The organism is Ructibacterium sp. SJQ-7 (assembly GCF_054696575.1).
Genome location: NZ_CP195193.1, coordinates 2,164,470 through 2,190,246, shown reverse-complemented (window position 1 = coordinate 2,190,246; position 25,777 = coordinate 2,164,470). Strand labels below are relative to the sequence as shown.

The window sequence follows — 25,777 nt, the reverse complement described above, 5'->3', positions numbered from 1 at the left end:
CTTATTCCTCCGTTTTTACAGCCGCAATCATCTGACCTGCGTCAACCTGTTGACTTGTCTTTATAAATACCTTTTTAATTACTCCGCTGTATTCACTCTCAATAGGGAATTCCATCTTCATACTTTCCAAAACGGCAACCGTATCGCCTTTCTTAACTTCCTGACCTTCTTCAATCAAGACTTTCCATACACTGCCCGGAATAGTTGCGTTAATCGGCTCACAGCCGTCAGGCAAAACATCATCTGCGTGAGTATCTTCCGTTTCCGTATCCGATTCAAAATGGTCAAGTCCGTTTTCAATCCATCTCTGTCTTTCTGCTTGGAATGATGCCTCTTGATGTGCCTTGAATTTTTGAGCGGACTCTTTGATACTTTCAAGATATTCCTTGTACTTACCCAAATTAAATGTAGTTTCCTCAATATCAATGTGGAATTTACCTCTAAGAAAATCATCTCTGTACTGTAAAATCTCATCGGCACTGCACGGATAAAATTTAAGTCTGTCAAAGAAATTCAAAAGCCACGGCTTACCTTGTTTGAAATACTCCGTTTCTCTTAACGGATTCCACATCTGAATTGTACGTCCGACAAACTGATAACCGCCGGGACCCTCCATACCGTATACGCAAAGGTATGCTCCGCCGATACCGACAGCGTTTTCAGGCGTCCAAGGTCTTGCCGGATTATACTTTGTCGTTACCATTCTGTGACGCGGGTCAACCGGTGTCGCAACCGGTGCGCCAAGATAAACGTCACCCAAACCAAGTACAAGATAATCTGCGTCAAACACAATATTCTGAACGTCCCCGATACTGTCAAGACCGTTAATTCTTCTGATAAATTCAGGGTTAGACGGACACCAAGGTGCATTCGGTCTTACTGTCTGCTGATAACGCTTTGCGGCAAGCTGTGTTTGCGGATCGTCCCATGAAAGCGGAAGTTTGATAATTCTTGACGGTACTGTTATATCGTCCAGCGATGAAAGGTTTGCATTTATTTCTTTTACTTTTTCACAAACTTCTCTCGCTGAAATTTTATTTACATCAAAATGTACTTGCAATGAACGAATACCCGGTGTCATATCAATTACAGGTAAATCCGATTTTTCTATTTCGTTCATAAGGATATGTACTCTGAAACGCAATTCAATATCAAGCACCATATCGCCGTATTCAACAAGGATATTTTCTTCACCCTGCAATCTGATTTTGTAATCGGTATTGTCGTGTGTTCCCTCTGCCATAATCGAATATGACGCGTCAAGCTGAGCAGGCTTCGGAAGAACAACGTCCGTATAATCAAGATTGATATTTTTATCTTGATTTTTTCTTATAGTTTCGGCTTGTTCAAGAGTTAGAAGTTGGAAGTGAACTTTATCGCCCGGATGTAATTGACCCAGTTTCCACATTTCACCTTTTGCCGTTGTAACCGGGCAAACAAATCCGCCAAGCGACGGACCGTCAGGACCTAATAAAATCGACTGGTCGCCCGTAAGGTCAAGCGTACCGATTGCGTATGCGTTATCGTGTATATTTGACGGATGAAGTCCCGCTTCACCGCCGTCCTCTCTCACCCACTGCGGAACAGGTCCGTTAAGTCTGATACCCGTTCTTGCACTGTTAAAGTTTACGATATATTCCGAACTTGTAAGTGTGTCAAGATATTCAGGTTTCAAATATTCATAAGTAGGCTGCGGGCCCGGCAAAACGCCGATAGTCCATGTATTATCAATCTTAGGAATATACTTACCGTCAAATGAATTAAAGTTATCTGCCTGACAATCCTCTGCAATATGAAGTACATCACCCGTTCTCAATGCACGTCCGTTATGACCGCCGAATTTACCGTCACAGAATGTTGATGATGAACCCATAATCTTAGGTACGTCTATACCGCCCTTAACAAGAAGATATGTTCTCATACCTTTTGCGGCGGTTTTAAATTTAAGCTCTTGCATAGGTGACGCACTTATAACCGTGTACATCGGCACACTTTCACCGTCAAGCGTTGCCTGCATATCCGCACCTGTTATACAAAAACTTGCGGTCGTTCTGAATCTGTATGTGCCGCCGCGCATTGTAAGCTCAATACCTGCCGCGTTAAGGTCGTTACCAAGCAATTTATTACCTATTTTAAAGCTGTACGCGTCCATAGCACCGCAAGGCGGTACACCGACAGTCCAGTACCCAATCATACCGTCGGCATCTTGTACTGTTGACTGAACACCGCCGTCAAGCACTTCAAGTGCATTTTCTTCAGGTAAAAATCCCTCAAGCATTTTTGTAAACAGCTTTCCGTCTTTATAATCGCCTGTAAGGATAAGACTCTTTAAATATTCTAAGTTTGTCGTTATGCCGTAAATCTTTGATTCGGTCAAAACGTCAAGCATTTTTTCAACCGCTTTTTCTCTGTTTTCCGCATGAACAATAAGTTTTGCAAGCATAGGGTCATACAATGCGGAAATTTCGATATTCTTTCTTATCCAAGTTTCAACTCTCGCTTTGCCGCTGAATGTAACATCGTCAATCTTACCGCTGCACGGTCTGAAATTATTTATACAGTCCTCCGCATATACTCTTACTTCGATTGAATGTCCGTTCGGTACCGCCTTAAATTCTTCAATACCTTTAAGCTCGCCTGCAGCCTCTTTAATCATCCATTCAACAAGGTCAACACCGTAAACTTCTTCCGTTATACCGTGTTCAACCTGTAATCTTGTATTGACTTCAAGAAAATAGAACTTTTCGTCAGACTCGTCATAAAGAAATTCAACAGTACCGGCACTTCTGTAACCGCTTGTCTTTGCAAGACTCTTTGCGGCTGTATACATTTGTTCACGAACCGTATCAGACAAATTCGGTGCCGGAGATTCCTCGACAACCTTTTGGTTTCTTCTCTGAACCGAGCAATCACGTTCACCGAGCGTTGCAACTTCGCCGTATTCATTACCGAAAATCTGTACTTCAACGTGTCTTGCTTTTCTGATATATTTTTCAAGAAATACGCCTGCGTCATTGAAATTGCTTTCCGCAAGGTGACAAACATTGTCGTATGACGCAACAAGCTCGTCTTTGTTTTCACAAATTCTTATACCGATACCACCGCCACCAGCTGTACTCTTTATCATTACCGGATAACCGATTTTTTCAGCCTCGACACTCGCCTCGTCAACACCTTTTAAAAGTCCCGTACCGGACAAAAGCGGTACATTTGCTTTTTGTGCAATTTCTCTTGCGGAGTGTTTCAAGCCGAAAAGCTTAATTTGACTTGAATCAGGTCCTACAAACTTGATATTGTTTTCTTCACACTTTGCGGCGAAAACAGTGTTTTCACTTAAAAATCCGTAACCGGGATGTATTGCTTCCGCACCTGTATCAAGTGCCGCTTTAATTATTTTATCAACGTCAAGGTATGTGTCTTTTGCCGTACCCTCGCCAAGATATACCGTCTCATCGGCATTTTCAACGTGCAAGCTGTCCCTGTCTGCCTTTGAGTAAACAGCCACACTCTTTACGCCCATCTTAGCAAGCGTTCTTTCAATTCTTACGGCGATTGCACCTCTGTTTGCTATTAAAACTTTACTGAACATATTAATCTTCCTTTGCCAATTTATTAATCCCAGATAAGAAGTCTTACGGGTGTAGGGTTGTATGCGTTACACGGATTGTTTAGCTGCGGACAGTTGCTTATAAGAATCATAACATCTGCCAATGCTTTCATCTCAACATACTTGCCCGGTGCCGATACACCGTCATCAAATTTATATCCGCCCTCTTTTGTGATAGGCACATTCATAAAGAAGTTGATATTCGGTGCAAGGTCACGCTTTTTAATGTCTGCCGTAGTGTCAGCAAGCTGTAACATAAAGCTGTCACGGCAGTTGTGCATATATCTCTTTTCTCTCGCATATCTGACTGTATTGCTTTGCGATGAACAGGCACCGCCCAAAGTATCGTGTCTGCCTGTCTTGTCTGCTGTGATTTCAAGTAACGGCTTGCCCGACTCGGCTCTTAAAATACTTCCCGTTGTCAAATAAATATTTTTCTGTGCCACGATTGTCTGTACCGCACCGTAGTGATCCTCGGGATTTTCCAAATCATAAAATGTCGTATCAACGGCTTGGTTACCCTCAATATCAAGTATTCTGAATGTCTGACCTTTTTTCAATTCGTGCATCCAGCCAAGTCCTGCATTAAGCACCTCGTCATATACTGCGTCCTCTATTTTCAAATCACTGTCTTTTTCAATAAATCCATACATAATCTTTTCCTCCTCTGATTATTCGCCAAGTAAGTTGTAGTAATCCCATGTGTTTTCAAATGCTCTGTAATTTTCATCACGTGAATTTACACATTCGTCCATAAGGTCTGTCTTTGGAGCGTCATAAACCTCCATTGTAACGGGAACAGACGGATATTCCGTTGACGGATCAAGCGGATTAGGTGTGTTTGAAACAACAAAGATAATATCCATTTCTGTTCTTAGCGTTACCGTAGCACCCTTTTTACAGTGATCCGAAACATAGTTCATACTTCCGTCCTCATCAACATACACCTTTGAGAAAAGATTTACGCATGGTACAATATCTCTTTTACCCATATTGTTGCGGACAAGTTCAATCTTGAAGTTTTCTTCGCCGCATCTGTAAAAATCGTTGCCTTGTTCCTGATATGATGTCTTGCCGTATTTTTCATCGGTCATCTTTCTTGTTGTGTGACCGCAGATTGAATCATGCCAACCTAAGCTGTCCTCTGTGATACTCGCCAACACCCTGCCGTTGTCGCTCATAAGCACATTGTCCTTTGTAAGATGTGCTGTGTATTGTGCTTTAAGAGTATCAGGCATATTGTATCTTTCAGATGTATCTCTCATATTGTAAAGAAGAATTGATACATTGGCATTATCTCCAAGTGCTTTAAAGTGAATATATTTGTTCTTTCCGATAAGTCCCGACCATTTTTCACCCGGTCTGAATTCCTTTGTAAAAAGTTTCTGCATAATGTTTCTCTCCTTTTTCTAATCAAATAAAAAAACGGGACTTAACCGATTTAAAATCAGTTAAGCCCCTTTGCTTGTACTGTGATACAAAAAAAGGCTTTAAGATATTTGTTTCAATACCTTAAAGCCTCTTTGCTTTCATCTTGTGTTTATTATACAACCGCAAAAGAATTTTTTCAATTATCCGAAAGTTTGATTTTTCTACCACTTTAGTTCTACTCATTCAAGAAATAACGAAATAAGCTGACCTCTGCTTGAAACTCCAGTTTTGTTGTATATGTTGTAAATATGCTTTTTCACCGTTGAAACGGATATGACAACTTTATCCGAAATTTCTTGATTTGACAAACCTTTGTTGATAAGGCTTAAAATTTCGGATTCTCTTGACGTTAAACCATAAGTTTTCGCAAAGTTGTTAAGACTTTTGTTTACCGTAATGCTTGCTCTGTCAAGACGCATAACATTATGGAGCATATTTGCAATGTGATTTTTAAGTAAGTTCAAAACGTACAGCTCTTTTTCATTAAAGTCACCGCTCTTTTCATTTCTGAAAAGATTGAACATTCCTATAATTCTTGAATTTTTTATCAGAATGATACCGCACCCGAATATACTGTCCTCGGGCTTTAAAAACTTTATGTAAAAATCCGTTTTTTCACGAACATCACTTTCAAGAATACTCGTGTCCTTGTAAACACTCGTTTCCGAAACAAAGTCGTACAGATATTGAATATAATCCTCACTGTAAAAAACATCTGTGTACTTATCCTTTACGTCCGTGTCAAAGCCGATAAAATACGATTGCTCTTTTCTGATTTTGCGGTCATCGTCTAAAATGATAAACCAGCCCTTCGTGTACGGAATAAGCATTCGTATCATTTTCATTATTTTGCTCGTAAATACATCAAGTTCATCAATCGTATATAGCTCAAGCAGCATATTATTAATAGTATTCCATTCATTTTCCGTAAGCATAATTTCTCCTCCGATTTCCAGCGAAAATAAACAGTTTTTCTATAATTTTCAAGCTTTTTCTATTATAACATACTTATAACAAAAAACAAGTCTGTTTTTGAACAGACCTGTTTTTATTTTACTCAACTTCTTTTATTGTTTCAAAAATCCAAACCGTTTCTCTGTGGTTTTCACTGTAATCGGGTGCTTTAATAATGTGCATTTTTGCAAGTTCACCGTTTGTACGTTCAAATTCAATCTCAGGAATATTACCCTCTTGAATTTGTCTTTCTATCCACTCATAATCAAAGAACGGTTCATAATTACGATGATATTTTGAATCAACCTTTTCATTCAGATACATTCTAAGAGCCTCTTTGAATTTACCGTTTGTAATTTTCAACATACTCTTAAAGAACTCCGGAACATATATTACTCTTACTGTATCATCATCAAAATTTACGATATATCCGCCCGTAAATTTCGGAGCGACAGCCGACAAGAACGTATCCATATCGTGTTCATTGATATGAGCTTTGCTGATAGTCCAATCGCCGTCCTTATTATTTTCTACGCTCTTTTTATGATAATACGAATACTTATTGTCAAGCATATTTCTTTCGGCTTGTTTTATAAATCTTTCAGCATTGGTTGAAACCTCGCTGAACGATACGCCGTAAGATATGCTGTAACCCTGTTTTTCAATATCGTTCTTTATACTTTCAATGTCGTCTTCGATTTGTTTTTCGTTCTCTCCGAAAGTAAACGCAACAAATTCATCACCGCCGATACGATACGTTTTATCCGAACCGAATTTACTCTGCAATGCCTGTGCGATGGCTTTAAGCATATTATCGCCCGCCTCATGACCGAAGCGATTATTAATATTATGTAATCCGTTTGCGTCAATATAAACACACGCTACATTTCTGTATTCATTCTTATCCAAATTTTCAATCTTCTGTTCAAAACAATTTCTGTTTAAAAGTCCCGTAAGAGAATCTATAATTCCCATTTCCCTTAGTGACTGATAAGAAGAAATATTATTTACAGCCAACGAGAAAGTGCCTGCAACATTTTCGATATAATCGGCATTTTTCCACACCTTATCCATATTGACAACGCCGAGTACACCGACAAAACGTTTTTTCACGTCATATACAGATGTTACGATATAGCTGTCGATATAATAGTCATACGGCAATCCGCAATCTCTCAGATTGTATAACTTTTTACCGAATTTCATACTTGTTCCATCACCGTTAAATCCGGGAATAACAACTTTCACAGGTTTGTTTTCAGCCGCATTAATATCAAAATCATCTTTATTTGACCAACAGTATACTTCATCAATTATTCCGTTCTTGACCTTTGTAAAAAATGCGGTTTCGGCTTTCATATAGTCCGCAACTGTACCCAACGTATTCTCGATATTTTCGGTATGCTTGTGTGCGTCAAACAACGATTTCTCGACTTCAAGCATATATTCCACTTTGTTAATATCTTTTTTTCTTAACGACAACAGCCATAAAAAATATGCCACAAGGATAATCACCATAATCACAGCCATCACATACATGGCTTGTTTGATTTTCCATGCAATTTTCATAACGGTACTTTCCGGTATAGAAAGCATAACCGACCAATTATTGATACCGACAGGCGTATAATACGAGTACATATTCTCTTTTGCCCTCTCGGAATAGCCGATTAAATAACCGTTTTTTCCGCTCTTTATATCCTTGTCTATTTCTGAAGTTTTTAAGTCGTTTTTTACTTTGTGATTGCTCCAATCAGCTATATTTCCGAGCGACAAATGCCAAGTATCCATAATAAAATCGCCGCTGTCACCGTCAATCAAATATATTGACGCATTTTCGGCATATGACTCTGCAACATAATAAGTCGGAAGTGAATCAACTTCTATAATACCGTAAAGAATACCTATCGTTTTGCCACTCTTCAAAATAGGTACTGAACATTTCAGCACTTTTTTATCACCGTGACTTATATCCACTGTCGAATTTGGTGAAACGTATTCGCCTTTTTCAACCTCTTCCTCGTATGACAAAATACCCGACACGTCTGCATAGTTTCCGTCAGACGTTATCACCCTGTTGTCGGGCAATAACACTTCAAGATGCGAAATCTGTCCTCTTGTCATATATGACTTCAATATATGTTTTGTCTGTTCCGAATCCGCATTACCTCGACTTGCGATTACATCGGCTATAATTTCAAGCTGTTCTTGATTGCTGTATATATTATTTTTTATTTCCTTGCCTAAATTTTCAGTAGATTTTCTCAAAGTGTCATAACATTGTTGTTCAGCTGCCTTTTGTACATACAAACTTGTCGAAAATACAACTGCATATAAAACAACAAATATTGCCATTGTTACGGCAACAAATTTGCTTATTTTTCTTTTCTTCACTGCCATAATTCCACCTCTTCATATTCGACAGTATTATAACATACTGTACATATAAAAATCAAGAATATTATACATTTTTCGCATAAAAAAAGCTACTGTATAAAGTAGCTTTTTTTGTCTGTTATCCCTGTTTTTCTTTTGTTCTTTTAATGATTTTCAAACGAGTATGCTCCTCACGTTCTTTTTCTTCAAGAGCATTCTGAATATCCTTAGACAGTTTATCATAAAGAGGTATCGTAATATTTTCAAGAGCATTTGCTCTCTTTTGCGTTTTCTTTATGTTCATAGCCAAACGGTAAACCGCATTTTCAATTTCCGTAAGCTTAACCGTCATCACTTTAACTTCGTTAAATTTAACGCTTGCCTCATCAAGTGCCGAGGACGTTCCGTTAAATCCGTAAACAGGTCTGCCATCGGGCTTATCAGCCGTAACAACAGGTATTTCAACGCCCATAACACTGCGTAAATCAACTTTTACGCTGTTTTCAAGCACCGCCGAATGTGCAAGGTTCTGCACCTTGCTCACACCCATTATTACGTTTGCCGATTCCAAAGCCTTATATGCAGCGGCAAAGGTTTCTTCGATTTTCGCCTCGACTTCCTTTGCCTCCTCTATCAAAAGCATCATTTCTCTGATTAGGATATTTCGTTTTTTATCAAGCATTTCATAGCCTTGCTTTGAAAGACGCAATGTGTTTTTTGCCATCATCAAGTTACCTTTTGTAGGTGCTAACGTCTTTGCCATCTGAAATTCCCCCTCTCAGGATTATACTTCTTCGTCCTCCACAGGACGATAATATTTTTCAAGAGTCTTATCGCTGACTCTGTCAAGTTCACTCTTAGGCAACATACCCAAAAGCTCCCAACCAAGATTTAAAGTATCGTCAATAGTTCTGTTTTCATTCTTACCTTGTGTAAGGAACTTTTCCTCAAACGCTCTGCCGAACTTGATATACTTCTTATCCATATCGGAAAGTTCATCTTCACCGATAACTGACGCCAAACTCTTTGCGTCCTCAACCTTTGAATATGCCGCAAAAAGCTGGTTTGAAAGTTCAGGGTGGTCGGCTCTTGTAAAGCCTTCACCGATACCGTCCTTCATCAAACGCGAAAGTGACGGAAGAATTGAAACCGGCGGATATACGCCTTTAAGGCTAAGCTCTCTGCCCAAAACTATCTGTCCCTCTGTAATGTAACCGGTAAGGTCAGGGATTGGGTGAGTAATATCATCGTTAGGCATTGTCAAAATCGGTACTTGTGTAACCGATCCCTTTGCGTCCTTGATAATACCTGCACGTTCATAAAGTGAAGCCAAGTCTGAATACAGATAACCCGGGAAACCCTTTCTTGACGGAATTTCACCCTTTGAAGATGAAACCTCACGAAGTGCCTCCGCGTATGACGTCATATCGGTAAGTATTACAAGTACGTGCATATCGTGCTTAAATGCAAGATATTCTGCCGCTGTAAGCGCACATCTCGGTGTAATAATTCTTTCAACGACAGGGTCATTTGAAAGATTTAAGAACATTACAACCTTACCCAAAACACCGCTTTCTTCAAACGACTTTTTAAAGTAGTTTGCAACGTCATGCTTAACGCCCATTGCCGCGAATACGATAGCGAACTTTTCTCCGTTTTCGTCATCCGGGTCAACAACCTTTGCCTGTCTTGCAATCTGTACGGCAAGGTCGTCATGCGGAAGACCGTCGCCTGAGAATATAGGAAGCTTTTGACCTCTTATAAGTGTGGCAAGACAGTCTATTGACGAAATGCCTGTCTGAATAAAGTTGTTCGGGTATTCACGCGAAACGGGATTGATAGGCTGACCGTTTACGTCACGAACTTCGTCCGCAAAGTAATCGCCCAAACCGTCAATCGGTCTGCCGATACCGTCAAGCGTTCTGCCAAGCATTTCTTTTGAAAGCGGCAAACGCATCGGCTCGCCCATAAATTTTGTTTTAGTGTTGGTAAGTGACAGATTTGAAGTACCCTCAAAAACCTGTATTACCGCTTTATCACCGGAAATCTCAATAACTCGTCCTATTCTTTTCTCGCCGTTGTCAAGAGTAACTGTAACCATTTCTTCATAGAATGTATCGTCTACTCCCTCGATAACTGCCAAAGGACCCTGAATATTATTAAGACCCATATATTCTATTGCCATATGCTCATATCCTTTCCTTTAGCTTTCATGGTTATAAATCAACTTGTCAAATGTTTCGTTGATTTTTCTCTGTAAATCATGGAACGGACCATCAATATTGTCATTTCCAATCGTGTATTTAATTCTGATAATGTCCTCAGCAATTCCGCTTTCGCTCACTTTTGAAAGCACAACGCCCTTTTCGACACATTCTTTAATTCTCTTATCAAAAAGAAGAATTGTATCCATCATCTTATTTTGCTTTTCAAGCGGTACATATGTATCGTCCGCATGGAAAGCATTTTGTTGCAAGAAACCTACTCTGATTGTCTTTGCAACCTCCAAAGTAGCCTTTTGACTGTCAGGAAGAACGTCTGCACCGATTAGCTTAACGATTTCCATAAGACTGCTTTCTTCTTGCAAAATTGCCATCATCTTATTTCTCTTTTCCATAAAGTCCGGAGAAACATTTTGAGCATACCAATCAGTAACTTCACCGATATATTCACTGTAACTGTTAAGCCACTGAATAGCCGGATAGTGTCTTGCATATGCAAGCGACTTGTCAAGTGCCCAGAAACATCTGATAAAACGCTTTGTATTCTGTGTTACCGGTTCTGAGAAGTCACCGCCCTGTGGTGATACCGCACCGATAATTGATACAGAACCCTCACTACCGTTAAGATTTGTAACATATCCCGCTCTTTCATAGAAAGCCGAAAGTCTTGACGCAAGATATGCAGGGAAACCTTCTTCCGCAGGCATTTCTTCAAGACGACCCGATATTTCACGAAGTGCCTCCGCCCAACGAGATGTTGAGTCAGCCATAAGTGCAACGTCATAACCCATATCTCTGTAATATTCCGCGATTGTAACACCTGTGTAAATACTTGCTTCACGCGCCGCAACCGGCATATTTGAAGTATTAGCAATAAGCATTGTTCTGTCCAAAAGCGGTCTGTTTGACTTAGGGTCGATAAGTTCAGAGAACTCGTCAAGTACCTGTGTCATTTCGTTACCACGTTCACCGCAGCCGATATATACGATAATATCCGCATCACACCACTTTGCAAGCTGGTGCTGTGTCATAGTTTTACCGGTACCGAAACCGCCCGGAACAGCCGCCGCACCGCCTTTTGCAAGCGGGAACATTGTATCGATTACTCTCTGACCCGTTACAAGCGGTCTTGAAATAGGCTGACGCTGTGTATAAGGTCTTGCCTTTTTGATAGGCCATTTTTGTTTCATTGTTATGTCGATAATTTCGTCATCGCTCTTTACCTTTGCGATAATATCAACAATAGTGTAGTTGCCGTTCGGAGCAATCCATTCGATTTTACCTTTGATATTCGGCGGAATCATAATTCTGTGCTCAATAAGGCTTGTTTCCTGTGTTACGGCAATGATGTCACCGCCTGTAACATAGTCGCCTTGTTTCGCAACCATTTCCACATTCCAAGTTTTTCTTTCGTCAAGGTTAGTAACCTTTAAACCTCTGCCGATGAATGAGCCTGACATATTTCTTATTTCTTTCAACGGTCTTTCGATACCGTCAAAAATATCAGACAATATACCCGGAGCAAGAGTTATTGACAAAGGACCGCCCGTACCGACTACAGGTTCACCCTTTTTAAGACCTGTCGTTTCCTCGTAAACCTGTACAATAGTAGTATCGGAAGTTACGCCGATAACTTCGCCGATAAGTTCTTCATTACCGACATATACCATTTCCTGCATTTCAAAGGAATCTGAACCCTTTACTTTTACGACCGGGCCGTTTATACCGAATATCTGACCTTTTGTATTAGCCATTTACCTTCATTCCTTTCCGTTTGTATGCCGTTTAACCCAGTGCCAATCCACTGCTTTGAAGGAATTTCTGCTTTTCTTCTGACAGCATTTCCTTGAATGAATAGTCAACAGCAACCTTTCTGTCTGTATTTAAAACTTTTGCACCGCCAAGAAAATCTTTTTCACCCGATGCCTCAACCGTAATTCTTGACGTGTCGGGAATCTGTTCAATTTTTTCTTTAAGCTTTATATCGTCTGATGAGATATAAATTGTCTTTGAACCTTTTCCGACTTCAAATAAAGCCTTTTCAATCTTGCTTAAAAGCCATTCTTCGTATTTATCGCTCTCGATAAATTCAACGATTTTTGCTCTCGAAAGTTTCATTACGTCATCAATAATTTCTTCACGACGCATGATAAGTTTTTTCTTTGAATCAAGCTCTGCGTGAAGAACTCTCTCATTTGCACTTTTTTGAGCGGATTGAATATTCTGCTGAATATTCTCATATGCACCCTGCAAAAGCTCGTTTTCCTTTGCATCTATTCTCTCTGAATATTCCTTTTGAACATTCTCAAGTAATTTTTCTCTTTTCTGTTCCGCATCTTTGAGAACAAGCGATGTAAAGGTATTGAGTTTTTCTGTTAAGTTATTACTTTCCATAATCCTTACCTCCCCTGTTTAAAGTTTAAGACCGATTGACTCTTGAACCATATTGTTGATACTGTTAGCAATATCACGACTGCCGTGTCTGTCCGGTATTTCTATGATAAGCGGAGTGTGCAATGTAATTTTAAGATGATTAAGATATTCTTTAACCATTGCCGCCGCTTTTTCAGTAAATATCAAAATACCAAGTTCAGGGTCGTTTACAGCCTTTTTAATTTCTGCAGTAATAGTTTCGCTGTCGTGAGCAACACATCCATCTATACCCACAAGTCGCATACCGATTTGTGTATCAATGTTGTCACTGATTAAATACATTTTCATAAAACATACGTCCTTTCAGACTTGTAATAATAAAATCCATTCTCCGTCCACTCCGTAACGGACAACCCGCGCCTCCCCTTGAGGGGAGGTGTCATCGCAGATGACGGTGAGGTGGCTTTCTCCCCACTCCGTAACGGACTACCCTCGCCTCCCCTTGAGGGGAGGTGCCAACGGCGGAGGGGTGGCTCGCTCGCCTGATTTACCAAAGGCTGAAAGAAAATTGTTCACAGTGCTGCTTTGCAGCTTGCGGTGCCGTACACTTGTACTGCCCCAAGCAAAAAGTAGTGCTGTGGGCAATTTTACTCAGCCTATTATGAATTAAGAATCAATATAGATATTACAAGACCGTATAGTGCGATACCTTCTGCAAGGGCAACGAAGATAAGAGTTTTACCCATAATCTTTTCATTTTCACTCATTGCACCGATAGCAGCTGATGCAGCTGATGCAACGGCGATACCACCGCCGACACCGCTAAGACCTGTTGAAAGAGCCGCACCGATGAACTTTAGGCCTTCACCTACTGTAAGACCGGCTTCAGCACCTGTACCTGCCGCAAGAGCGCTAACTCCGCCGCCAAGTGTGCAGATAACGCCGACACCAAGAATACTGAAGAATGAGATTGCGTTCATCAAAAGGCATTCCTTACCTTTTGTCTTGCCTGACTTATAATACAAAGCAACAGGAACGATTACTGTAAGTGCGATTAAAGCGAATAAAATTTTCATTAACATAGTGATTACCTCCAAAATATATTAAAACCGATTTATATTATTTATCACGAAGTGACATAAATTCTTTACCTCTGCCTGAGAAGTATCTTGAGAACATTTCGTAATACTCCAGACGAAGTACCTGTATTCCGACGATAAGACCTTCAAGAACCATAACAAGTACGTTACCGATTACTTGTACAATAGCTCCGCCTACACCGCCGCTTTGAGAAAGAATTGCAACAACCATCATCATACCTACATGGACTATTGCAAAAGCGCCTATTCTTAGGAATGAGATTGTGTTTGTGAAGAAGCTCAAAATCACTTCAAACATTTCAAACAAGTTTTCCACAAAGAACATTCCGTTTCTCGGCAGCCAGTCCTTTTTACCCTCCACAAGCTTGCCAAGCGGCTCGCATAGGTACATACAAAGCACTGCCAAAATAATAATTGCCACAAATACGAATGTCGGTATACCCCACTTTAAGAACAGGTTACCGGCAAGAAGAAGTGCGCCTATATAGAACACCAATCCCGCGACACCGTTATGTCCGAACAGTGCTTCGCCAAGTTCCTTACTTCTCAGTGCGTTTATAACATTCAATACCATACCGAATATAATTATCAGCACACCCATACCAATCGTACCGCCCAGCATTAACGCTATTTCATTCATAGGGTTTAACGCTGTTGTATGGAACAATTTAGGGATTATTTCTTCATTTCCGAAGAAACTTCCGTATATAAATCCGAATATCACACCGGATATTCCGACCATTCCGACAATACCGCCCAAGTCCCATTTCTTGACTTTGTAAACTATAAAGCCTGCTATCGCAAGCACAAGGCTCTGACCTACGTCACCGAACATTATACCGAAGAACAGTATATACGTTACGGCAAGTATGCCTGTCGGATCAATTTCCGTATAACTCGGAAGTCCATACATTTTAACGAACATTTCAAACGGTTTAAATACAGGATTATTTTTCAGCTTTGTAGGCGGCTGAATATCCTTGACGTCCTCTGCGTCCTCCATATAGAACATCACAACGTCATCTGAACCGTTAATCTCTTTTTCAAGCGACTTTGCACTCTTTTCATCCATCCAACCTACTATATAGAAGAACATATCGCCGTGAATGGCATTTCTTCTTACTTCGGAGAATTGATGACGTTTCTTCGCAAGATTGTAAATTCCGCAAAGTTTATCCGCACTGCTTGAAATCATCTCGGCGGTCTTTGCACTGAGTTCTTCAATCTGCTGTTTTAATTTTTGATTTTGGTTTAATAATCCACGCTTTATTTCAAGCGGAGTACCAACGTAATCCTCTGATATGTCCATAGGTTCAAAATACAGAGAATTAAATACTTCTTCAATCTTTCTCTCTTTCAAAAGCGGTGCGAAGTAAAAGCCCCATACATCTGTTGCGTCCTCCGCAGTCTTAATGAAGAAAGTTTCAAGATTGTCTAGGTAAGTTATAAGCGTTTTATAACCTGTTTTCGGAATATGTCCGAATCTGCATCTTATAAATTCAAACTTGAAAATTTTCGACAAATCCACGTCCATACTGAGCATTAGATTAAGCTGCTCAACCGCCGCTTCATTTGCCTTTATTCTCTCTGAAAGCTCGTCGCTTTGGTTACGCTCTTCTTCGATACGCTCGTTTATTCCGTCAATAAAATTTTGCATATCGCCGAGCTTTACACTTTCGGGAGCAATCAATTTCTTGTTCACTGTGTAGTTAGCAAGATTCATAATGCTTAACGCATTTTTTGCAACTATGTCGTATTCATTGTTTTCCTCAAAGTTTTTCAGCTTGCCTCTGTTTGAAATTACCGACATAGCATTTTCAAGATGAATATCTCTGCCGTAAACGTACTTTTCAACGACCGTATCAAATTCACTGATTTGAGCGGCAATAGTTACGGCTTTCATCTTTACGATTGCCATTTTCCCCCTCCTCTACTCAAGACCAATATGTGTGCGGATAAAATCAGGATTTAAGTTGTATCTTATCCCCTCGATAATGGTCGTAATGTTATTAAGTTCAACTTCCTTTAGGTTCATATAGGCATATACCGCAACCATCGACTCTGGATGAGTTACAAATATACTTTTTGATAACCGGTTATAAATATACCTGTAATTACCTTCGGGAAATCTTCCCTTATCATAATCTTCAAACAACTTTCCGTATGCGGTCGATTGATTTACAATATCAATAAACCTTTCAACAGAATCTGCATTTACAAGCTGTTTGATTACCTCTTCCGTCAATCTGTATCTGACAGGCAGAAGATAGGTGAAAATTATTTCATTTGTAAATTCAAAATATTTTTTACCCCTGTAAATCCACATAAGATTCAGCATATCTATTTTTGTTCCGATAAGCCTTTTAAATAAATTCTCCTGTGTCTTATCAAGAGCGACCGACGCTGTATGCCATATTGACTTATAGTAATATGTGTCCAGCACCATACCCATCGAAAATGAATCCGCGCCTATATTTTCCGCTCGTTGCAGCGGCTCGCTGTAAGGAGTGTTTTTACAAGCCTCGATACAATCCGACAGGGATTTTGCATTATGCATTATCTCACGATTTATTTTCGTGTGTGTTTCAAAGAAAGCGTCAAATTTGCTTTGGTTTACCTCATCATTACTTCTTTCCTCGTGAGTATAGATATATCTTATCTCACGTTTCAAAAATGCAATCTCTCTGCGCATAAACCAAAATTCCATAACGGTTCTCTTTGAATTGTCCATGAAATTATATAGTCTGACGTATTCGTCAACCATTTCCTGTTCAAGCAGGATTTCCATCTGACCTCTGTGAATATCTCTCTCATTCACCTGTTCAAGAACTTCACCGTAGCCGGGTGTACTTTTAAGATAACTGCATATGTCATTTACGCTTTTTCTTTCAAGGAGCTGTTCATAGTCATCTCTTGTCAGAAATTTTGAATACATCGCCTTTAATTTAGCGGCGATTGCACTGTATTCCACGCTCATTTTGCTGCCACCTCACTTATCTGCCGATAATATTCTGTACAATTTCATTAACCCATTTGTCTTTATTGTCGTTGTACTTCTTTTCGAGTTCGGAAAGATGTCTTTCCATATTTACTCTTATGGCCTCTACTTTCTTATCGGCATCTTCTTCCTCTATTTGCTTTAGAGTGACGTTTTTAGCCTCCATTCTTCTCGTAATGTCATCACGCATTTTACGAGATTCGTCCTTAATTCGCTCTTCAAGCTCTCTGTCGGCTTTCTTAGCGTCCTTAATGACTTCCTGTGCTCTGTCCTCGATGTCGATAATCTTCATAATTAGATCTTCCATTTTCCCAACCTCTCTTTCCTCTGCAGATTAATCTGCATTATTTCAGACTATATTCAAAAATCATTACGATTTTGTCTGCATTAATTTTTCAAACTTTGAAGCGGTGCAGGAATTCTGCCGCCTCTGTTTATAAATTCGGCACTTGAATACTTTTTAACCGGCATTACGGGACCTGTTCCCAAAAGTCCGCCGAATTCAACCACGTCACCCTCAACCTTACCCGGTGCAGGGATAACTCTTACTGCTGTTGTCTTTGTGTTGACCATTCCGATTGCCGCTTCATCGGCTATAATCGCCGAAATAGTTTCGGCAGTTGTGTCGCCCGGTATAACAATCATATCCAAACCTACGGAACATACGCAAGTCATTGCCTCAAGTTTTTCAAGAGTAAGTACGCCGTCTGTTGCTGCCGCAATCATACCTGCGTCCTCACTTACAGGGATAAATGCACCCGAAAGTCCGCCGACATAACCTGACGCCATAATACCGCCTTTTTTAACTGCATCGTTAAGCAGTGCAAGTGCGGCTGTTGTACCGTGAGTACCGCACATTTCAAGTCCCATTTCCTCCAAAATATAAGCCACACTGTCGCCAACGGCAGGTGTCGGAGCAAGCGACAAGTCTACGATACCAAAAGGTACATTAAGACGTTTTGACGCTTCTTGTGCAACAAGCTGTCCCATTCTTGTAATCTTAAATGCAGTCTTTTTAATAGTTTCGGCAACAACACCGAAGTCCTCGCCTTTAACCTTTTCAAGTGCACATTTAACAACACCCGGACCGCTTACGCCGACATTTATAACACATTCACCCTCGCCTTCGCCAAGGAACGCACCCGCCATAAACGGATTATCCTCAACCGCGTTGCAGAATACAACAAGCTTTGCACACGCAAATCCTTGTGTATCGGCTGTAAGTTCAGCCGCTCTCTTAACAATCTGACCCATCTGTTTAACAGCGTCCATATTGATACCAGCTCTTGTCGAACCCACATTAACGCTTGAACATACAAGATCTGTTGCGGCAAGTGCTTCAGGAATTGACTCAATAAGTATTCTCTCACCGTTCGTATAATCTTTATGCACAAGTGCCGTATAACCGCCTATAAAGTTTACGCCTGTCTTTTTAGCGGCTTTGTCAAGAGTTTTTGCGATTTTAACACATTTTTCAACAGTCGGTTCTTCCAATGCGTCCACCAAAGTAGCTATCGGAGTTACCGAAATTCTCTTGTTGATAATCGGAATACCGAATTGAGCCTCAATGTCCTCACCGGTTTTTACAAGATCTTTTGCGTAAGTTGTGATTTTTTCATACACCTTTTTGCAAACTGTATCAACGTCAGGACCGGCACAGCTTTTTAGAGAAATACCCATTGTTATAGTTCTTATATCAAGGTTTTCCTCGTCAACCATTTTTATAGTTTCTATTACTTCAAAGGGATTAATCATTATTTGTACCTCCCTTATATTCTGTGCATTGATGTGAAGATTTCTTCTCTCTGCACATGGATTGAAAGCCCCATATCCTTTTCTGCCTGTTCAAATTTTTCACTGATTTGCTTTACTGTAACATTCTCATTTTCAAAATTCACAAGCATTATCATTGTGAACATATCCTGCATTATTGTTTGAGAAATATCAAGAATATTTACTCCGTTTTCAAATAATATATTACTGATTTTAGCAATTATGCCCTTTTGATCCTTGCCTATTACGGTAACTACTGCTTTCACTTATTTATCTCCAATCTTTCATATTTTCATTGTTTATCTTTAATTGAATTATAGCACTTTCGTTTTAAAAAAGTAAGTGGTTTTTTTAAAGTTTGTCCACTGTAACAGTTTAATAACCCGAATTTTATTGCGATTTGTTTATTTTTTCACAAGCTGTTTTTTGTCTTGATATTTGCGACAAATAAGCCGTTTTTTCAAGGTTGTTTTTTGTTCAAAAATACAATAAAACTTGCGGTTAATAAACGCTTTTACTTTCTTCTTTGTCTTAACGCCTCATACATCAAAACACCAGCCGCAACCGACGCATTAAGTGAATTAATTTCGCCTGCCATAGGTATGCTTGCTATGAAGTCGCATTTTTCTCTTACAAGTCTGCTGATACCCTCGCCCTCACTGCCTATAACAAGACCAAGCGAGCCTTTAAGGTCAATATCATAAATTTCCTGACCGTCCATATCAGCCGCCGCAATCCACAAACCTTCATCTTTCAGGCTGTCAATCGTGTTAGCGATATTTGTAACCTTTGCAACAGGTGTATATTCAACCGCACCTGCCGAAGTTTTTGCGACAACACTGTTAAGACCCACTGAATTTCTTTTAGGAATAATAACACCGTGTGCACCTACACAATTTGCAGTTCTCAATATTGCACCCAAATTATGCGGATCGGTTATTTTATCACAAATAATAACGAAAGGCGGCTCATTTTTTTCACGAGCTTTATCAAGAATATCCTTCACGCTCACATAGTCGTATGCACTCACATATGCAATAACGCCCTGATGGTTTTCACCCTCTGCGATTTGGTCAAGCTTAGCTCTCTCGACCTCTTGAATTATAATTCCTGCGTCCTTTGCTTTCTTGATAATCGGAACAATAGAGCCCTCGTACTTACCCTTTTTAACAAGGATTTTATCCACGCTGCGACCTGAACGAATTGCCTCCAAAACAGGATTTCTTCCTATAATCTTATCATTCACTGAACTTTCTCCTCTATATTTACTCTATATTATAGCACGAAACCACAAGTTCGTGTAACTAAAAGACATATAAAATCCGTCAGTCGCCACGCCCTTGTGGTTTATTTTCTATTTATTTTTAATTATTTCAACAAAAATTTATCATGAATTGCAACAACAGCCGCTTCAGCATCTTTTCTGTCAACAAGAACAGAAATCTTGATTTCCGATGTAGCAATCATATTGATGTTGATGTGTGCATCGTAAAGAGCCTCAAACATTGTAGCGGCAACGCCTGAGTTATTAACCATTCCCGCACCGACAATAGAAACCTTTGAAACGTCCTTTGTCCATTTAACTTCGTCAGCCTTAACGATTGCCTTGTTTTCTTCAAGAAGGTCAAGTACAGGCTGTAAATCTTCTTCCGTAACAGTAAAGCTAATGTCTTTCTTTTCACCGTTACCGATTGACTGAATGATTAAGTCAACGCTTATTCCGTGCTTAGCAAGCATACGGAATACTGAGAAAGCCTTTCCCGGAGTATCCTCTACACCGCAAAGAGCGATTCTCGCAACATCATTATCTCTTGTTACACCTCTAACGAGCATCTTTTCCACTTGTTCTACCTCCTTAACATATGTGCCTTCATTGTTATTCAGACTTGATCTGACTGAAAGCTTAACCCCGTACTTCTTTGCCATTTCAACACTTCTGTTGTGAAGTACGTTTGCACCAAGTGACGCAAGCTCAAGCATTTCATCATATGAAATATCATCAAGCTTATACGCATTCTTTACAAATCTCGGATCTGCCGTATATACACCGTCAACGTCTGTGTATATTTCGCAGACATCTGCGTGAAGTGCGGCAGCCAATGCAACGGCTGATGTATCACTTCCGCCGCGTCCCAAAGTTGTTATATCGTCATACTTGTTTATACCTTGGAAACCTGCAACAATTACAATGTTCTTCTTATCAAGCTCAGCTTGTAATCTTTCTGTATCTATTGTGCTTATTCTTGCAGCACCGTATTTAGCATCAGTCTTAACACCTGCCTGCCAGCCTGTAAGAGAAATAACCGGACAACCGATTTTTTCTATTGCCATTGCAAGCAAAGAAATTGAAATTTGCTCACCTGTTGAAAGCAACATATCCATTTCACGCTTTGAGGCATTCGGGTTGATTTCCTTAGCCTTTTCGATAAGGTCATCGGTTGTATCACCCTGTGCCGAAACTGCAACAACCACATTGTTACCTGCTTTATACGCGTCTGTAATACGTCTTGCAACGTTCATTACTCTTTCAGCGTCTTTAACGGAAGTACCGCCATACTTTTGAACAATAAGTCCCATTTTTGTTTATCCTTCCTTTTTTATATTCATATCTCAGAAACTACCGCACCGACATTGTCAATCGGCAGTATCATACATTTCCATTCAAGACCGTTAGTCTTAAAATATTCTTCCATACCTGCTTTAAATTCATCATAGTTGTCGTCAAGTATTGAAAGTATTGTAGGTCCGGAGCCACTTAAATATGTTGCGTGCGAACCCAAGTGATATGTTTTTTCAAATATATCTTCCATACCGTCAACGTAACTTTTACGATACTGTTGATGAAGTTTATCCTTAACGCCGATTTCAAGTGCTTTCATATCGCACGTAAGCATAGCCGCCTGAAACATTGACGCATGACCGACATTAAAGACTGCGTCTTTAAAATCAATCTTTGACGGAAGAACTCCTCTTGATTTCTTTGTTGCAACAAAGAAATCCGGAATTATAACCGCGAACTTAATATGACTTTTCAGCTTTGTGCTTTTGATTATAGTCTTGTCATCATCCATAAGCGACACGCAGAAACCGCCGAAAAGTGCCGGTCCCACATTGTCGGGATGACCTTCCATCGTTGCCGCAAGATGAATTATTTCCTGATACGAAAGCTGTCTGCCGGAAATGATATTTGCCGCCAACATTCCGCCTATAATACACGCACTGCTGCTGCCCAAACCTCTCGTCATGGGTATCTGACTGTCTTGAGTTATTCTGTAACCCTTTTGCTCATAACCTACATAGTCGAAAAGTTCTGCCATTGCACGGTAAATCAAATTGCTTGTATCCTGTGGGATAAAGCTTTGAGTATTTTTGTTGATTACTTCAAGCCCCTCGGGAATTTCCTCAATCATCATTCGGTTATACAAACCAACAGCCACACCGAGAGTATCAAAACCTGCACCCATATTTGCACTGGTTGCAGGCACTCTTAATTTAATCATTAATCCATTACACGAATGTTTGCCACAACATCAGACAGCTTAGCAAGTTTTTCTTCAACCTCAGATTTAGTAAGCGGTGAAGTCACAAATGCTGACTCATTGTCTATAATATTATCGACAAATTCGCACTTTCCGAATATTTTCTGAACATTTTCTGCAGAATCAGTTGTTCTTACGAAATATTCAAACTTCTTTGAATCAATATCAGCCATAATATTTTCAGCCGGCTTTTCCCAGAAAATCTTCTTACTTCTGTCGCTGTGCTTAACCGCGTCAACAACGTCGGCAACAACAGCACTTGCAGTAGGAAGTTTACCTGCACCCTTACCGTAGAACATTACATCGCCTACGCAATCGCCTGTAACCATAATGGCATTGAATACACCGTCAACACCGGCAAGAGGACTGCTGTTTTTTATCACCATAGGTGATACGATTGAGTAAACCTTGCCGTTTTCGTCAAACTGTGCATATCCGATAAGTTTTATAACCGAATCCATAGCAGCGGCATATTTAACATCATCAAGAGTGATGTTTGTTATACCGTCTGTATCAATATCATTGTAATCAATCATTTTGCCCGACGCAAGTGACGCCAAAATCGCAATTTTTCTGCAAGCATCGTGACCTTCAATATCGGCGGCAGGATTTCTCTCTGCGAAACCGTTATTTTGTGCGTCTTTTAAGGCTGTTTCAAAAGTCTTGCCCTTTCTTATCATCTGGTCAAGAATATAGTTTGTCGTACCGTTTAAAATACCGGCAATCTTCAATATATTGTTAGCCGTTAGACATTGATGCATAGGTCTTATAATCGGAATACCGCCGCCTACACTTGCCTCAAAGAAATAGTTTACATTTTTCCCTCGGGCAATCTCCAAAAGCTCTGTCCCGTATGTGGCAACAAGCTCCTTGTTAGACGTTACAACGCTCTTTCCCGCTTCAAGAAGACTTTTTGTAAATTCATATGCAGGGTGAAGTCCGCCCATAACTTCCGCAACAACGCTTACTTCGTCATCGTTAAGTATGTCATTGAATTCTTTTGTAAAAAGTTCTTTTTCGGGATGGTCGTCAAAATCGCGAATGTCAAGAATGTACTTTATATCCACACTTTCACCATTCGCACTGCGGCTGAGCTTGTCACTGTTGGTCTTAATTATGTCGTATACACCGCTTCCAACAGTACCGTAGCCCATTATTGCAACCTTTGCCATTCTTATGCCTCCCTTATTTTTCTTTCATTATAATATGTATTTTGTTATAGTAATATCTATAATAAAATATATTACCACATCACTGTGATAAAGTCAATGTTTTCAAACGCCAAATATGACCTTTTTAATCAAAGTTCTTTTGTGTAAATTAACACTAACATTTTTATCGTTTGTTATTTTTCTTTATCTCTCTGTTAATCTTCGCATTCATTCCGCTGCCTTTTAAATACGGCAGAATACTCATACATTTGCCGTCTGCCACGATTATATGGTCAAGCATTTTTATACCGGCGAAAAAAAGCGTATGCTCCAAAGCCTGTGTCGTAACCAAATCGGCATTTGACGGTTTTAAAATTCCGCTTGGGTGATTGTGCGTAAATACAACCTGTGATGCGTCACTTTTAACCGCACTTCTAAGCACCTTCGCAACGTCAAGTTCAACGCTTTCAAAACTGCCCTCGAAAAGCATTTCCTGATTAATAATTCTGTTTTTCGGATCAAGGCAAATCATATAGCAACATTCGCGGCTTTTGCCGTCAAACAGGTTGCACAAATAATTTTCACTCGTTTCACTGTTTAAAACAAACACGTCCGTATTATATTTTTCCGTATTGTAATACTGTATAAATTCACCGAGAGAACATATGTAATCGGCGGTTTTTTCACCTACACCGTCTATGCTCATAAGACGTTTTTTAGAAGTGTGGAACACATTCACAAATCCACCGCACTCTTTAATCAAATTATGTGCTATATCATTCGTATCCGCCACCGGAATTACGTTGTAGAGAAGATACTCCAAAACCTTATGTTTCTGCCACGTTTTGAAACCGCCTTTTTCAAAATCCTCACGCATTCTTTTTCTGTGACCTTTGTGATTGTTTGTGTCCATTATTTCACCGCCATTACTTCATTCTACGGCTTATTATACACTATTTTACTATAATTTGTCTACAAATTTCGACAAATTATTTGCACAAAAAAACGGAGCATACCGTTTGGATATGCTCCGTCTGAATATTTAATTACTTGCCTTCAACCAATCTCTTAGTGTCAATAGCAATCATAAGTTCTTCGTTTGTAGGGATAACAAGAGTCTTAACTGTTGCGTCGTCAGCTGAAATATCAACTGTACCTCTTGCAGCGTTCTTGTCCTCGTTAATCTTGATACCCATAAAGTCAAGACCCTCAACAACTGCTGATCTTGTAGCCGCATCATTTTCACCTACTCCGGCAGTGAATACAACTGCGTCAACACCGCCCATAGCGGCAGCATAAGCACCGATGTCTTTCTTAACTTGGTATGAGAACATATCAAGAGCAAGCTGTGCTCTGTCATTTCCTTCTTTAGCGGCAGCAGACAAATCTCTGAAATCAGATGATACGCCCGAAACACCCGAAACTCCGCTTTCCTTGTTCATAAGAGCGTCAACGTCTTTAGCTGACATACCTTTTTGGTTGATAAGATATGTAACGACAGCAGGGTCCATTGAACCTGTTCTTGTACCCATTGGCACACCGTCAAGAGGAGTGAATCCCATTGATGTATCTACACATTTACCGCCGTCAACAGCTGTAATTGATGAGCCGTTGCCAAGGTGGCAAGTAACAATCTTAAGGTCTTCTGCCGGCTTGCCTAAAAATTCAGCAGCCTTTTGTGAAACATACTTGTGGCTTGTACCGTGGAAACCATACTTTCTGATACCGTAGTTTTTGTAGTATTCATATGGCAAAGCATACATATATGCCTTTGGAGGCATTGTCTGGTGGAATGCTGTATCGAATACGCCAACCATAGGAGTGTTAGGCATAATCTTTTGGCAAGCCTTGATACCGATAATGTTCGGTGGGTTATGTAGAGGAGCAAGCGGTGTACACTTTTCAAGTGCTTTCATAACTGCTTCTGTAATTACGCATGAACCTGCAAATTCTTCACCGCCGTGTACAACTCTGTGACCGACTGCACCGATTTCGTCCATTGACTTGATAACACCGATTTTTTCATCAACAAGTGCGTCAATAACCATCTGAATTGCGTCACCGTGATCCTTCATCGGCTTTTCAATCTTAGTCTTTTCGTCCTTTGCAACATTTGTGTGTTGAAGATTTGAACCTTCAATACCGATTCTTTCGCAAAGACCCTTTGCCATAACTTGTTCGTTGTCCATATCTATAAGCTGGTACTTCAATGATGAACTACCCGCATTTATAACTAATATTTTCATATTAAAA

At 40.0% G+C, this 25,777-nt stretch carries 22 protein-coding genes; all 22 read right to left on the bottom strand.

Annotated elements, in window-relative coordinates:
• Nucleotide 1 precedes the first annotated feature (1 nt).
• On the bottom strand, nt 2–3,589 hold the full coding sequence (gene uca / locus ACSAMO_RS09530; protein ID WP_499209202.1) for an urea carboxylase: 3,588 nt from the start codon (nt 3,587–3,589) through the stop codon (nt 2–4).
• Between the two features lie 23 nt (nt 3,590–3,612).
• Nucleotides 3,613–4,260, bottom strand: a complete 648-nt coding sequence (locus ACSAMO_RS09525; RefSeq protein ID WP_022230593.1) for an urea amidolyase associated protein UAAP2 — start codon at nt 4,258–4,260, stop codon at nt 3,613–3,615.
• Between the two features lie 18 nt (nt 4,261–4,278).
• The gene (locus tag ACSAMO_RS09520) at nt 4,279–4,998 is read right to left on the bottom strand and encodes an urea amidolyase associated protein UAAP1 (RefSeq protein WP_499209201.1); all 720 of its coding nucleotides are present in this window, start codon (nt 4,996–4,998) and stop codon (nt 4,279–4,281) included.
• A gap of 219 nt (nt 4,999–5,217) precedes the next feature.
• On the bottom strand, nt 5,218–5,973 hold the full coding sequence (locus ACSAMO_RS09515; protein WP_499209200.1) for a LuxR C-terminal-related transcriptional regulator: 756 nt from the start codon (nt 5,971–5,973) through the stop codon (nt 5,218–5,220).
• Nucleotides 5,974–6,091: 118 nt separating this feature from the next.
• Nucleotides 6,092–8,392 carry a sensor domain-containing diguanylate cyclase gene (locus ACSAMO_RS09510; RefSeq protein WP_499209199.1) on the bottom strand — a complete coding sequence of 767 codons (2,301 nt, stop codon included), beginning with the start codon at nt 8,390–8,392 and terminating at the stop codon, nt 6,092–6,094.
• A gap of 115 nt (nt 8,393–8,507) precedes the next feature.
• Nucleotides 8,508–9,131 carry a V-type ATP synthase subunit D gene (locus ACSAMO_RS09505; RefSeq protein ID WP_022230589.1) on the bottom strand — a complete coding sequence of 208 codons (624 nt, stop codon included), beginning with the start codon at nt 9,129–9,131 and terminating at the stop codon, nt 8,508–8,510.
• A gap of 21 nt (nt 9,132–9,152) precedes the next feature.
• On the bottom strand, nt 9,153–10,553 hold the full coding sequence (locus ACSAMO_RS09500) for a V-type ATP synthase subunit B (protein ID WP_022230588.1): 1,401 nt from the start codon (nt 10,551–10,553) through the stop codon (nt 9,153–9,155).
• 18 nt (nt 10,554–10,571) lie between these two features.
• The gene (locus ACSAMO_RS09495; RefSeq protein WP_117967770.1) at nt 10,572–12,344 is read right to left on the bottom strand and encodes a V-type ATP synthase subunit A; all 1,773 of its coding nucleotides are present in this window, start codon (nt 12,342–12,344) and stop codon (nt 10,572–10,574) included.
• 31 nt (nt 12,345–12,375) lie between these two features.
• A complete protein-coding gene (locus ACSAMO_RS09490; RefSeq protein ID WP_118446223.1) occupies nt 12,376–12,984 on the bottom strand; it encodes a V-type ATP synthase subunit E in 609 nt (202 codons plus the stop codon).
• Nucleotides 12,985–13,002: 18 nt separating this feature from the next.
• Nucleotides 13,003–13,311, bottom strand: coding sequence for a V-type ATP synthase subunit F (locus ACSAMO_RS09485; RefSeq protein ID WP_022230585.1), 309 nt, complete (start codon nt 13,309–13,311; stop codon nt 13,003–13,005).
• A 311-nt stretch (nt 13,312–13,622) separates the two neighbouring features.
• Nucleotides 13,623–14,045, bottom strand: a complete 423-nt coding sequence (locus ACSAMO_RS09480) for an ATP synthase subunit C (RefSeq protein WP_117967775.1) — start codon at nt 14,043–14,045, stop codon at nt 13,623–13,625.
• 37 nt (nt 14,046–14,082) lie between these two features.
• On the bottom strand, nt 14,083–15,981 hold the full coding sequence (locus ACSAMO_RS09475; protein WP_412613712.1) for a V-type ATP synthase subunit I: 1,899 nt from the start codon (nt 15,979–15,981) through the stop codon (nt 14,083–14,085).
• Between the two features lie 12 nt (nt 15,982–15,993).
• Nucleotides 15,994–17,040: a V0D/AC39 family V-type ATPase subunit gene (locus tag ACSAMO_RS09470; protein WP_022230582.1), complete on the bottom strand. Its 1,047-nt coding sequence runs from the start codon at nt 17,038–17,040 to the stop codon at nt 15,994–15,996.
• A 16-nt stretch (nt 17,041–17,056) separates the two neighbouring features.
• A complete protein-coding gene (locus ACSAMO_RS09465; protein ID WP_022230581.1) occupies nt 17,057–17,368 on the bottom strand; it encodes a hypothetical protein in 312 nt (103 codons plus the stop codon).
• Between the two features lie 80 nt (nt 17,369–17,448).
• The gene (locus ACSAMO_RS09460) at nt 17,449–18,816 is read right to left on the bottom strand and encodes a PFL family protein (RefSeq protein WP_412293858.1); all 1,368 of its coding nucleotides are present in this window, start codon (nt 18,814–18,816) and stop codon (nt 17,449–17,451) included.
• 14 nt (nt 18,817–18,830) lie between these two features.
• Nucleotides 18,831–19,100: an ACT domain-containing protein gene (locus tag ACSAMO_RS09455; protein WP_308456617.1), complete on the bottom strand. Its 270-nt coding sequence runs from the start codon at nt 19,098–19,100 to the stop codon at nt 18,831–18,833.
• A 248-nt stretch (nt 19,101–19,348) separates the two neighbouring features.
• A complete protein-coding gene (gene rlmB, locus ACSAMO_RS09450) occupies nt 19,349–20,080 on the bottom strand; it encodes a 23S rRNA (guanosine(2251)-2'-O)-methyltransferase RlmB (protein ID WP_499209198.1) in 732 nt (243 codons plus the stop codon).
• Between the two features lie 122 nt (nt 20,081–20,202).
• A complete protein-coding gene (locus ACSAMO_RS09445; RefSeq protein ID WP_022230577.1) occupies nt 20,203–21,411 on the bottom strand; it encodes an aspartate kinase in 1,209 nt (402 codons plus the stop codon).
• A gap of 26 nt (nt 21,412–21,437) precedes the next feature.
• Nucleotides 21,438–22,334: a homoserine kinase gene (thrB, locus tag ACSAMO_RS09440; RefSeq protein ID WP_499209197.1), complete on the bottom strand. Its 897-nt coding sequence runs from the start codon at nt 22,332–22,334 to the stop codon at nt 21,438–21,440.
• Nucleotides 22,334–23,545: a homoserine dehydrogenase gene (locus ACSAMO_RS09435; protein WP_022230575.1), complete on the bottom strand. Its 1,212-nt coding sequence runs from the start codon at nt 23,543–23,545 to the stop codon at nt 22,334–22,336. Before ACSAMO_RS09435 ends, thrB begins: the two co-directional genes overlap by 1 nt.
• Before the next feature lie 163 nt (nt 23,546–23,708).
• Nucleotides 23,709–24,437 carry a JAB domain-containing protein gene (locus ACSAMO_RS09430; protein ID WP_412274504.1) on the bottom strand — a complete coding sequence of 243 codons (729 nt, stop codon included), beginning with the start codon at nt 24,435–24,437 and terminating at the stop codon, nt 23,709–23,711.
• Between the two features lie 133 nt (nt 24,438–24,570).
• Nucleotides 24,571–25,770: an acetate/propionate family kinase gene (locus tag ACSAMO_RS09425; protein ID WP_499209196.1), complete on the bottom strand. Its 1,200-nt coding sequence runs from the start codon at nt 25,768–25,770 to the stop codon at nt 24,571–24,573.
• Nucleotides 25,771–25,777 lie beyond the last annotated feature (7 nt).

Excerpts from the sequence above, each read along its gene's own strand:
- ACSAMO_RS09495 (WP_117967770.1), bottom strand. The coding sequence starts at position 12,344 with ATGGCTAATACAAAAGGTCAGATATTCGGTATAAACGGCCCGGTCGTA.
- thrB (WP_499209197.1), bottom strand. The coding sequence starts at position 22,334 with ATGATTAAATTAAGAGTGCCTGCAACCAGTGCAAATATGGGTGCAGGT.
- ACSAMO_RS09430 (WP_412274504.1), bottom strand. The coding sequence starts at position 24,437 with ATGGACACAAACAATCACAAAGGTCACAGAAAAAGAATGCGTGAGGAT.
- ACSAMO_RS09480 (WP_117967775.1), bottom strand. The coding sequence starts at position 14,045 with ATGTTAATGAAAATTTTATTCGCTTTAATCGCACTTACAGTAATCGTT.
- ACSAMO_RS09465 (WP_022230581.1), bottom strand. The coding sequence starts at position 17,368 with ATGGAAGATCTAATTATGAAGATTATCGACATCGAGGACAGAGCACAG.
- ACSAMO_RS09460 (WP_412293858.1), bottom strand. The coding sequence starts at position 18,816 with ATGATTAATCCCTTTGAAGTAATAGAAACTATAAAAATGGTTGACGAG.
- ACSAMO_RS09425 (WP_499209196.1), bottom strand. The coding sequence starts at position 25,770 with ATGAAAATATTAGTTATAAATGCGGGTAGTTCATCATTGAAGTACCAG.
- ACSAMO_RS09525 (WP_022230593.1), bottom strand. The coding sequence starts at position 4,260 with ATGTATGGATTTATTGAAAAAGACAGTGATTTGAAAATAGAGGACGCA.
- ACSAMO_RS09485 (WP_022230585.1), bottom strand. The coding sequence starts at position 13,311 with ATGAAAATGTATTTAATCAGTGACAACATTGATACACAAATCGGTATG.
- ACSAMO_RS09475 (WP_412613712.1), bottom strand. The coding sequence starts at position 15,981 with ATGGCAATCGTAAAGATGAAAGCCGTAACTATTGCCGCTCAAATCAGT.
- ACSAMO_RS09490 (WP_118446223.1), bottom strand. The coding sequence starts at position 12,984 with ATGGAAAGTAATAACTTAACAGAAAAACTCAATACCTTTACATCGCTT.
- ACSAMO_RS09470 (WP_022230582.1), bottom strand. The coding sequence starts at position 17,040 with ATGAGCGTGGAATACAGTGCAATCGCCGCTAAATTAAAGGCGATGTAT.
- ACSAMO_RS09515 (WP_499209200.1), bottom strand. The coding sequence starts at position 5,973 with ATGCTTACGGAAAATGAATGGAATACTATTAATAATATGCTGCTTGAG.
- ACSAMO_RS09445 (WP_022230577.1), bottom strand. The coding sequence starts at position 21,411 with ATGGGACTTATTGTTCAAAAGTATGGCGGTACTTCCGTTAAAGACGCT.
- ACSAMO_RS09505 (WP_022230589.1), bottom strand. The coding sequence starts at position 9,131 with ATGGCAAAGACGTTAGCACCTACAAAAGGTAACTTGATGATGGCAAAA.
- ACSAMO_RS09500 (WP_022230588.1), bottom strand. The coding sequence starts at position 10,553 with ATGGCAATAGAATATATGGGTCTTAATAATATTCAGGGTCCTTTGGCA.
- uca (WP_499209202.1), bottom strand. The coding sequence starts at position 3,589 with ATGTTCAGTAAAGTTTTAATAGCAAACAGAGGTGCAATCGCCGTAAGA.
- ACSAMO_RS09510 (WP_499209199.1), bottom strand. The coding sequence starts at position 8,392 with ATGGCAGTGAAGAAAAGAAAAATAAGCAAATTTGTTGCCGTAACAATG.
- ACSAMO_RS09435 (WP_022230575.1), bottom strand. The coding sequence starts at position 23,545 with ATGGCAAAGGTTGCAATAATGGGCTACGGTACTGTTGGAAGCGGTGTA.
- ACSAMO_RS09520 (WP_499209201.1), bottom strand. The coding sequence starts at position 4,998 with ATGCAGAAACTTTTTACAAAGGAATTCAGACCGGGTGAAAAATGGTCG.